This is a genomic window from Mycobacterium sp. 852013-50091_SCH5140682 (assembly GCF_001665685.1).
Taxonomy (GTDB): Bacteria; Actinomycetota; Actinomycetes; order Mycobacteriales; family Mycobacteriaceae; genus Mycobacterium.
In genome coordinates, this window is sequence record NZ_LZTB01000068.1 from 23,451 (window position 1) to 33,524 (window position 10,074).

General features: G+C 68.1%; 8 protein-coding genes. 6 read left to right on the top strand and 2 right to left on the bottom strand.

What is annotated here, in order from left to right; genetic code table 11:
• Window positions 1-66 precede the first annotated feature (66 nt).
• From eccCa to A5784_RS20195, 4 genes are all read left to right on the top strand, one after another.
• The gene (gene eccCa / locus A5784_RS20180) at window positions 67-3,771 is read left to right on the top strand and encodes a type VII secretion protein EccCa (RefSeq protein WP_064946673.1); all 3,705 of its coding nucleotides are present in this window, start codon (window positions 67-69) and stop codon (window positions 3,769-3,771) included.
• Window positions 3,768-4,904: a type VII secretion-associated protein gene (locus tag A5784_RS20185; protein ID WP_064946674.1), complete on the top strand. Its 1,137-nt coding sequence runs from the start codon at window positions 3,768-3,770 to the stop codon at window positions 4,902-4,904. The genes eccCa and A5784_RS20185 overlap by 4 nt, the downstream gene beginning before the upstream one ends.
• Before the next feature lie 72 nt (window positions 4,905-4,976).
• Window positions 4,977-5,297 (top strand): WXG100 family type VII secretion target, encoded by a 321-nt coding sequence (locus A5784_RS20190; RefSeq protein WP_064946675.1) that lies wholly within the window; start codon window positions 4,977-4,979, stop codon window positions 5,295-5,297.
• A 16-nt stretch (window positions 5,298-5,313) separates the two neighbouring features.
• Entirely contained in the window at window positions 5,314-5,610 is a 297-nt protein-coding gene (locus A5784_RS20195; RefSeq protein WP_064946676.1) for a WXG100 family type VII secretion target, read from the top strand.
• On the opposite strand, the gene A5784_RS20200 is transcribed toward A5784_RS20195, so the two are convergent.
• Together A5784_RS20200 and A5784_RS20205 are read right to left on the bottom strand one after the other, a co-directional pair.
• Window positions 5,604-6,614: a hypothetical protein gene (locus A5784_RS20200; protein ID WP_064946677.1), complete on the bottom strand. Its 1,011-nt coding sequence runs from the start codon at window positions 6,612-6,614 to the stop codon at window positions 5,604-5,606. The two genes, A5784_RS20195 and A5784_RS20200, sit on opposite strands and share 7 nt — an antisense overlap.
• A gap of 29 nt (window positions 6,615-6,643) precedes the next feature.
• Window positions 6,644-7,999, bottom strand: a complete 1,356-nt coding sequence (locus A5784_RS20205) for a DEAD/DEAH box helicase (protein ID WP_064946678.1) — start codon at window positions 7,997-7,999, stop codon at window positions 6,644-6,646.
• Between the two features lie 313 nt (window positions 8,000-8,312).
• On the opposite strand from A5784_RS20205, the gene A5784_RS20210 reads away from it, so the two are divergent.
• Together A5784_RS20210 and A5784_RS20215 are read left to right on the top strand one after the other, a co-directional pair.
• Complete coding sequence (locus tag A5784_RS20210; RefSeq protein WP_064946679.1) at window positions 8,313-9,605, top strand: GAF domain-containing protein; 1,293 nt, start codon at window positions 8,313-8,315, stop codon at window positions 9,603-9,605.
• Window positions 9,606-9,712: 107 nt separating this feature from the next.
• Window positions 9,713-10,074, top strand: a 362-nt coding sequence (locus A5784_RS20215; protein ID WP_156750674.1) for an aldehyde dehydrogenase family protein, incomplete at its 3' end; no start/stop codon positions are given.

Genomic DNA, 10,074 nt, shown 5'->3' on the forward strand with positions numbered 1-10,074 from the left:
AGCGCGGGGGCGCAGTGCAGCAATTTCGGGTGGAACGGATCGGCTCCGGTGTGCGTCTTAACGTTGATGGAGCTCACCGCGCAACCCCGGCCGAGCTCGCCGGCATCGCCCGGCGAGCTCGTCATCGATGCGCCGCCACCGGTGCCGACGAGTGCACCGACGAACCTCCTGGCCCGCCTGCTGCCGCTGGTACTTGTGCTCGCCGTGGTCGGCATGATGGTCGTCTACTTCGGATCCGGTGCCGCGGCCTCGCGCGGACCGATGTTCACGCTGTTCCCCGTGATGATGGTGATGTCGGCGCTCGGCACCCTGGCCTACAGCATCCGTGGCACCGGGCGGACCGCGGAACTCGATCGCGACCGGCGGAACTACCTGAACTATCTCGACGGCATCGACGTGGCGGCGGCGGGGACCGCCCGCGCACAGCGGGATTCGCTGTACACGCGCCATCCGGACCCGGATGTGCTGTGGATGTTGGTCGGTACTGACCGCATGTGGCGACGTGGGCCTGGCGATCCCGATTTCTGTGTGGTCCGCATCGGTGTCGGGGACGTCGTGCCGGCCGCCAGGCTGGTCGCGCTCGAGTCGGCTGCGGGTGCCGAGCAGGATCCCGTGACAGCGGCCGCATTGCAGCGCGTGATCGGTCGACGGGCCATGGTGCCCGAGGCGCCGGTCACCGTGGAACTGCGCAAAACCGGGGTCCTCTCGATCGGCGGCGACCGCTCGCGCGCCCGGGCATTGATCCGCGCGATCGTCTGCGGGCTGGCGGTATCGCACGGACCGCACGACGTGCGAGTCGCCGCGGCGCTGGACGACGCATCGGCGGCGCAGTGGGAGTGGCTGAAATGGCTTCCGCATCACCGGCATCCGCACGATGTCGAGAGCCATCTTCGCTACCGCACGCCCGCGGAGGCATCCCGCAGCGCAGTAGCCCCGCACCTGGTGGTCATCGTCGATCACCCGGGTGCGCAACTGCCGCCACCTGCTACCGGCATCACCGTGGTGCACACCGGTGAGGGGGCCGGAAGCGCAGACCTGAGGCTTGATGTCGACTCGGACGACATCCTTTGGGACAGTGTGACGCTCGACGACGCGCTGACGTGTGCGCGACGGCTCGCGCCGCATCAGCCGGACGTATCGCTACGGGCACCGACGGACTGGCCGGGTCTGCTCGGGGTGGGCAACCCCGCGGCGCTGGATCCCGAGTTCACCTGGCAGCGATCCGGTTCCGTACTACAGGTTCCGATCGGCGTCGGTGACGACGGCGCACCGGTGCACCTCGACCTCAAGGAGGCCGCCCAGAACGGTATGGGCCCGCACGGGCTGTGCGTGGGTGCCACCGGGTCGGGCAAATCCGAGTTCCTGCGAACCCTGACCCTGGGCTTGGTCGCGACGCATTCGCCCGAGGTGCTCAATCTGATCCTGGTCGACTTCAAGGGCGGCGCAACATTTCTCGGCCTTCAGTCGGCACCGCACGTGAGCGCATTGATCACCAACCTCGCTGACGAGGCCGCGCTGGTCGCACGCATGGCTGATGCGTTGGCCGGGGAGATCACGCGCCGCCAGGAAATCCTGCGCGCGGCAGGAAATCTCGCGAACATCACCGAATACCAACGGCAACGGCCCGACCTGCCGCCGCTGCCCGCCCTCCTGATCATCGTCGACGAATTCTCCGAGCTGCTCTACCAGCATCCGGATTTCGCCGAACTCTTCGTCGCCATCGGCCGGCTGGGCCGGTCTTTGGGTATGCACCTGCTGCTGGCCAGTCAGCGTCTCGACGAGGGCAGGCTGCGCGGGCTCGAAACCCATCTCTCCTACCGGGTGTGTCTGAAGACCTTCTCCGCAAGCGAATCCCGTGCCGTGTTGGGAATCGCCGACGCTCACCAACTGCCGAGTACTCCGGGCGCGGCCTACCTGAAAACACCCGCCGGTGATCTGGTGCGGTTTCACACCGCATACGTCTCGACGCCGATGCCCGCGCCACTGCCGGCCAGGCCCACCGCGGTCCGCCGGTTCACGGCGGAATGGGCGTCGGCGGATGCGGTGTCGTGCCGCGAGACCGGCTCCACCCTGATAGACACGGTGCTCGCGCGTATCGCCGGGCACGGCAGGCCCGCACACCAGGTCTGGCTTCCGCCACTACCGGAGATCGTGCCGCTGAGCGACGTGTTGCTGGCGGGCTGCACACCGTTGACGGTGTCGATCGGGTTGGTCGACAGCCCTTTCGAACAGCGACGTGACCGGCTCACCGTCACCCTGGACGGTGCCGCGGGCAACGTGGCGATCGTCGGCGGTCCACAGTCCGGCAAGTCGATCACCGCCAGGTCCCTGGTGATGGCCCTCGCGGCGACACATCATCCCCGAGACGTCCAGATCTATTGCCTCGACTTCGGCGGTGGAGGCTTGGCGTCCCTGCTGGCGCTGCCCCATGTCGGTGCGGTGGCCGGCCGCCACGACCTGGACCTGGTGCGGCGCACGGTGGCGCAGTTGGAGGATGTGGTGCGCCGCAGGGAGGCGCGGTTCGGCGAACTGGGCATGGACTCGATGGCCGCGTATCGTCAGCGTCGCGCATCCGACCCGACGGCCACCGACGATGAATTCGGCGATGTGTTCCTGGTCGTCGACGGTTGGCCCGTATTGAGGCAGAACCTCGACGCGGTCGAGGCAGCAATCACCGGTATTGCCGCACAAGGTCTTTCGTATGGCGTGCACGTGGTGCTCACCGCGTCACGGTGGGCGGAATTCCGCCCATCGGTCAAGGATCAGCTCGGCACCCGGATCGAACTGCGGCTCGGTGACCCCGCCGAATCGGAGATGGACCGCAAGCGTGCCCGCACCCTCGCCGACCGGCGCCCCGGACGGGGACTGACTCGAGAAGGCCGTGAGTTGCTGATCGGAGTACCTCGGCTCGACGGTGTGCCGGGTACGACGGGTCTGGTCGAGGCTGCCGCACGTGTCGGCCAGACACTGCGCGCTCAATATCCCGACATGTGTGCTCCGCCGATTCGGTTGCTCCCGACGGTGATCGACCATCGTGGTCTGCAGCAGGCCATCAAGACCCGGCCGGCCAGCCAGGTGCTCATCGGAATCGGTGAGCACGAACTACGGCCGGTGCTCCTGGATTTCACCGACCAGAGCAATCTGCTCGTGCTCGGTGACACCGGGTGCGGCAAGACCACGGCGTTGCGCACCCTGTGCGCCGAGCTGGCCGCGAACAACAGTGCCCGCGAGGTGCGTCTGCTCCTCATCGACTTCCGACGCACGCTGCTCGGCGTGGTCGAGTCCGAGCATCTGGCCGGTTACGCCATCTCACCGGCGGCCGTGGCGACCCACCTGCCTGCTGCGCTGGAGCTGCTGCGAACCCGGATGCCCGGGCCCGACGTCACCCAGCGGCAGCTGCGCAGCCGCTCCTGGTGGTCCGGGCCGGAGTTCTACATCGTGATCGACGACTACGATCTGGTCGTCGGCGACAACGCCAACCCGCTGAGCCCGCTACTCGAATACCTGCCGCATGCCAAGGATGTGGGACTGCACGTCGTCGTCGCCCGCAGGTCCGGGGGAGCGGCACGGGCCATGTTCGACCCGATGCTGGCACGGATGCGAGACCTCGGCTGCATGGGCCTCGTGATGAGCGCGGGCGCCGATGACGGTGTGCTGTTCGGTAGTGTGCGACCACGGCAGTTGCCGCCTGGGCGTGGCACACTCGTCACCCGTACCGGTGGCGATCAGGTGATCCAGGTGGCCGTCGTCCCCGAGCGAGAGATGCCGTGACGACCGCCGTCATCGAGGCAGGCCCGGTACTGGTGCGCGGCCCCGGCACGGTTCCTGACGAGTCTGCGCGGATCGCCGTGGAGTGCATCGACGACACCGTGGCGCTCGTCGATGACGAACCGGTGCCGGTCGACGACCTGTGGGCTCAGGTCATTCGTGCGGCTGCCGGCCGGCACCTCGAGGCACCGATCGTCGTGTGCCCGACGTGGTGGACCACCGACCAGACCGACCGGGTCCGGACTGCGGTTGCCGACCTCGACGGTGTTGTGCTGCACCGGGCTCAGGCCCTCGCCGCGGCGCTGGACGCCCCGTCATGGGCGGTGGTGGAGATCGCCGACGAGCTGATCATGGTGTCGTGCGAGGACAGTGAATCGGTGCGTTTGGTCCGCCGGGGTACGCCGTCCGCATTGGCACGCGAAGTGGCCGGGGCGACCCGAAGAGCCGCCCAGGTCGTCGTCGACGCGCCGGGTGAGGTCGGCGGTGCCGCTGCGCTGGCGCGCGCGGTCGGCGACGCCGTACGCGCCTGCGGCACAACGATATCCATGGCCGGTCCCCGGATGATGGCGAACGGCGCGCGGGTAGCCGTTCCGCGAGAGGAGGTCCGCCCGGCCACCGTGACCAGGCGCCGTCGGGACAACCGCTATCTCATCGGGATCGCTGTAGCCGTAGCGCTCACATGTGCGGGCCTGGCCGCCCGGCCCGCTGCCCTGCCCAGGCAGACGGCGTTGGTGGAGGGCCGGGTCAGCATGCAGACCCCGGCGGATTGGCATGTGCGCCGGGTGACGTCTGGCCCGGGATCAGCTCGGGTGGAGGTGGTTTCGGTGGCCGATCCGGATACCGTCATCTATCTGACCCAGTCGCCGATCGACACGGCCGACCCGCAGACGGTGGCCGACACGTTGCGGCGCGCTCTGGACAAACAACCGGCGGGGGTTTTCACCGACTTCAACCCGGCCGACCGCATCGCCGACCGTCCAGTGGTCAGCTACCGCGAGGTCCGCGGCGGGCGGGAGATCGGTTGGGCGGTGTTCGCGGACAAGACGGTCCGCATCGCCGTCGGCTGCCAAGGCCCCGCGGACCGGCGCGCGGCGCCGTGCGAGGAGGCGATCCGCTCTGCGCACGCTGTGCTGTGAAATCGGGTGGAACCGAATCGGCCCCGCCTGCGTCGAATTGATATACCCCGCAAGACAACCGGAAGGTGCGAGATGGCTTCAGCTTCGGGATCCCTTGGTACCGACTTCGATGTGATGACCACTGCGGCCGGCCGGATCGATGTCGTCAACGATGACATCCGCGCCATGCTGCAGACGTTCATCGGGCGAATGAGCAGTGTGCCACCGTCAGTGTGGGGTGGGGCGGCGGCTGTGCGGTTCCGTGATGTGGTCGACCGCTGGAACAGTGAATCGCTCAAGCTGCACACCGCGCTTCAGCGTATCGCCGAAACCATCCGCTACAACGAACGCACGCTCCGTGAAGCTGCCGAGGGACATTCGCAGCAGCTCGGTGCCGTCGCGGACACCCTGTGACCGATCGGAGCGACGCATGAGCCAAGTACTGTCCTACAACTTCGGTGAGATCGAATACACGGTGCGCCAAGAGATTCACACCACCTCGACCCGGCTGAACGCCGCCCTTGAGGACCTGCGCACACAGCTCGCCCCGCTGCAGCGTGTCTGGACTCGCGAAGCCGCCGAGGCGTATCAGCTGGAACAGACGCGCTGGAACCAGGCCGCAACGTCCCTCAACGAGATCCTGTTCAACCTGGGCAATGCGGTTCGCGACGGCGCCGACGATGTGGCCGCCACCGACCGCAGTGCCGCCAACACGTGGGGCTATTGATCCCCACGGGCGAAGCTTGTGCGGTCCCGCTCGGAATGGAGAGGCCAGCGGGGCCGCACATTTCGCTGGGCGCGCAGCCATGACAGCTGGCCGGCCACGCGGCTGCGCTCGTCGCGGTAGTGCGTCGCCAGCCACGCCGCCCGGTACACGTCGCCTGCCCGCTCAGCTTTGGCGATGCGGTCGTGCTCACGCGCGTCGAGCCACGACAGCCGCAGCGCGAACACCGGCCCGGTCAGGGTCTGCATGGCACGGTCATACCCACTGCTGAGCAGTGAAAATGATTGGGCGGCCACGTTTTCTGCCTGCACCCTGGCGGTTTCAGCGTGTCCGCGGTAGTCGGTGGTGCTCAGCTGCCTGCGGGTGCGGTCCACCAGGGCGCGCCAATTGACCGGGGTGTGGAAGGAGGCCAGTGCGGCGTTCACGGCAGCCAGTGAGCTGAGCGTTCCACCGTGGGCGCGGTCTCGGATGTCGGCGGCCCGCTCGAACACCGCGGCCATCGTCGGGGCCGGGGTCCTGGTGATCAGTTCAGTGGTTGGCCTGATCAATTCGGTTGGGGCACCGAAGTGTTCGAACACCGCGCGGGTCAGGCCGTCATTGCGGACGAAATTGCCGACAGCGCGGTACAGCCAACCCGCCATCAGGAGCGCCGGGATCCCGAACAGCACCTGGTAGACCCACCACGCGTCGACCCACAGCAATGCGTAGTAGACGACCAGCGCGGTCAGCAATCCCAGACCAACCAATGCGAGCCGGGTGATCTCCATGCCGCGCTGCGGATACTGCGCCCGGTAGGCCACCGCAAGGGTGACCCGGTCGATGTCGGCGGCGATCTGCACGCTACCGGGCGTTGTGGCAGGCAGTTTCTCGGCGAGCAGCAGTGAGCGGTACAGCCCGCGCTGCAGTTGCCCCTTCGTGGTGAAGTCGGTGTGGCCGGTGGCCACGCCGATCACCGCGGGGGCAACCGCGACCAATGGCGCGCAGGCCATCACGACGTCGTACAGCATCGCTGCAGAGTCTAAGCGGCCCGAGCCGTTTAGTGTTTGCTGTTACCCGCGGCGTCGTTGGGACGACTCGGCCGGCGCCGCCGGCCATTGCGGGCCGCGGGGCTTCCGGCACGGGAGCCGGTGACCCCGGCAGGGTGCCCCGCGTTGCGCGGCTTGTTGCGCCCCGGTTGCGCGGGCTGAGGCCGGGCCGGCTTCGGCTCGAGACGCTTGAGCTCACCGAAAACCCGCTCGCCGGGGGCGATCTGCTGCAGCACCGGATGATCGGTGCCGTTGATGCGGGTGATCGTCGGCTTGACGCCGGCCTTGCGGGTGAGGTTCCGCACGTCCGACACCTGCGCGTCGTGCATGAGGGTCACCACGGTGCCCTCGTTGCCGGCGCGCGCGGTACGTCCGGAGCGGTGCAGATACGCCTTGTGCTCGACCGGCGGGTCCGCGTGCACCACCAGGTTCACATCATCGACGTGAATTCCGCGGGCGGCGATGTCGGTGGCAACCAGCACGGTGGCAGAGCCGTCGGAGAATGCGGTGAGATTGCGAGTTCGCGCGTTCTGCGAGAGGTTGCCGTGCAGCTCGACCGCGGAGATGCCTCGCGAATTGAGCTGGCGGGTCAGGTTTTTCGCGCCGTGCTTGGTACGCGCGAACACGATGGTTCGGCCGGGAGCCGCGGCAAGGTCGGCGACGACGTTAACGCGGGCCGCGTTGTCCACGTGCAGTACGTGGTGCACCATCGCGGAGACGGGCGACTGCGCCGAATCGACGCTGTGCACCACCGGATCGTGCAGGTAGCGCTTGACCAGCACGTCGACGCCGGCATCGAGGGTGGCCGAGAAGAGCAGCCGCTGACCGTCTTTCGGGGTCTTGTCCAGCAGACGCTTGACGCCGGGCAGGAAGCCCAGGTCGGCCATGTGGTCGGCTTCGTCGAGCACGGTGATCTCGACGGCGGACAGGTCGGCGTGGCCGGATCGCACATGGTCCTCCAGCCGGCCTGGGCAGGCGATCACCACGTCTACGCCCTGCTTGAGGGCCGAAATCTGCGGGCCGGGGCCAACTCCGCCGAAGATGTTGATCGACTTCAGGCCGGTTGCGGCGGCCAGCGGGGCCAGCGACGCCTCGATCTGGGTGACGAGTTCGCGGGTAGGCGCGAGAATCAGGGCGCGCGGTCGACGCGACATCCGGCGACTCTCGCTGCGGGCGAGCCGGGCGACCAAAGGCAGCAGGAACGCGTAGGTCTTGCCGGACCCGGTGCGGCCGCGGCCGAGCACGTCGCGGCCAGTCAACGAGTCGGGCAGGGTGGCGGCCTGGATCGGGAACGGCGAGGTGACGCCGTTGGCGGCGAGGGTGGTGACGATCTCGGCGGGAAGGCCGAGCTCGGCGAACGTGGGCACAGTGCTGCCACTGTGGTTTGGCGCAGACAAAATGAAACTCCGAAAAGTAGAGGGCGGTCGTCCTGCCCGGCGCGGGTGATATCCCGCGGCGCTCGGTGTGACGATCGAGGAGGCGGCACTGGCAGAACAGATGTGCCGATCGGCGATGAGTCTACCGGTACGAAACGGGGGATTGCGTGCCGGCGGGGTGTGACCTGCGCGACTGAGGGGCCACCTCTGGATGCGACGCGGGCCTGACATTTCTCCTTGCGAGCACGGTCAACTATCCTGGCGAACACGCGGTGGCCTGCGGAAATGGCATGCCGCGAGGAGCGTGATCGAGGTGGGCATAGCGAGGACGTCCGGCGGCCGGTTGCCGTCGGCGCAGCTGCGTGCCGTCCGCGAGCTTTTCGTCGCCGGAGAGGTCGACGCCGCCTACCTCGACTCGACCCCCGTCCGGCGCGTCGTCGCCGAGAGCTGGCAGCGCAGCCTGGCCACCGGTGTGGACCCCGACCGCGGGGCACAGGCCGCGGCGGCCGCCGCCCGGCTCGGCGCGCTGCGGGACGCCAATCCGCTGTCGAGTGCCCTTCCGGTGATCCGCAGGCTGCTGGTCGATGATGCCGCCGACTCCGGCGTCGTCGTCGCGATCACGGGCCCCGATGGCACCCTGCTGTGGGTGGAAGGTGACCTCGCCGTGTGTCGCAAGGTCGAGGCGATGAACTTCGTCCCGGGTGCCGACTGGAGCGAGCGCAGCGCGGGCACCAACGCGCCGGGCACGGCCCTGGCTCTCGACGCCGAGGTGCAGATCCGCGGTTCCGAACACTTCTCCCGCGTCGTGCAGCCGTGGAACTGCACGGCGGTTCCGGTCCACGATCCGGTCACCGGAGCGCTGCTCGGCAGCATCGACCTCACGGGTGGCTCAGCGATCGTGACGCCGCAGACCTTGGGGCTGGTCCGGGCCACCGCCGTGGCGGTGGAAAACCATCTGGCGTTGTTGCGGCTGACTGGGCCCGCGAGCCGGCCGGCGCCCACCGAGCCCCGTCTCACCGTGCTGGGGGCCGATCGTCCGCAGTGGCAGTACACCGACGACGACGGCGTGGTGCGGTCCGCCATGCTGACCGGTAGGCATGCCGACATCCTGGTGTTGCTGCTGCGCCATCCGGAAGGTCTCAGCGCCGATCATCTCGCCGTGCTGCTCGATGAAAAGGATCTCGACGTGGTGACCGTCCGGGCGGAGATGTCCCGGTTGCGCCGGGTCATCGGTGAGGCCTATCTCGCGTCGCGGCCGTACCGGCTGGTCAAACCCATCGCCAGCGATATGGGTGAGGTGTTCGACGCGCTGGGTGCCGACGAGGTGGACGCGGCGTTACGGGCGTATTCCGGCGAGCTGCTGCCGCAGTCGGTGTCTCCGGCGGTGGCGCGGCTGCGGACCGAGCTGAGTGCCGGCCTGCGTGGCGCTGTGCTCGCGGAATCCAACCTCGATACGCTGCGGCGCTGGCTGGACCTGCCCGAAGGGCGCGACGACCGCGAGGGTTGGCGCAAACTGCACGACCACAGCGACGCGGGTGCAGGCACCCGGGCCAAGGCGTTGGGCCATCTTGTCGGCATCGATTTCGACCTGAGTTGAATCAGCTGGGCGCGACGTTGCAACGTCGTGCAACTGTGGTGCAACCCTGCTGAACCTATCTTCAGTGACCACCGACACATTTCGTCGTCTGAAGGCAGGGAGAAGTCATGACTGTGTACGCCCGTCCGGGTGCCGAAGGCTCGTTGATGACCTTCGAGTCGCGTTACGCCAACTACATCGGTGGCGAATGGGTGGCCCCCGTCGAGGGTCGGTATTTCGAGAACCCGTCGCCGGTCACCGGGCAGGTGTTCTGTGAGATCCCGCGGTCCACCGAGGCTGACGTCGAGAAGGCGCTGGACGCCGCGCATGCGGCCGCACCGGCGTGGGGCAAGACCTCGCCTGCCGAACGTGCGGTGGTCCTGAACAAGATCGCCGACCGCATCGAGGAGAATCTCGAGGCCATCGCGCTGGCCGAGTCGTGGGACAACGGCAAGCCGATCCGCGAGACACTCAACGCCGATATCCCGTT

Excerpts from the sequence above, each read along its gene's own strand:
- eccCa (WP_064946673.1), top strand. The coding sequence starts at position 67 with ATGGAGCTCACCGCGCAACCCCGGCCGAGCTCGCCGGCATCGCCCGGC.
- A5784_RS20190 (WP_064946675.1), top strand. The coding sequence starts at position 4,977 with ATGGCTTCAGCTTCGGGATCCCTTGGTACCGACTTCGATGTGATGACC.
- A5784_RS20195 (WP_064946676.1), top strand. The coding sequence starts at position 5,314 with ATGAGCCAAGTACTGTCCTACAACTTCGGTGAGATCGAATACACGGTG.
- A5784_RS20200 (WP_064946677.1), bottom strand. The coding sequence starts at position 6,614 with ATGCTGTACGACGTCGTGATGGCCTGCGCGCCATTGGTCGCGGTTGCC.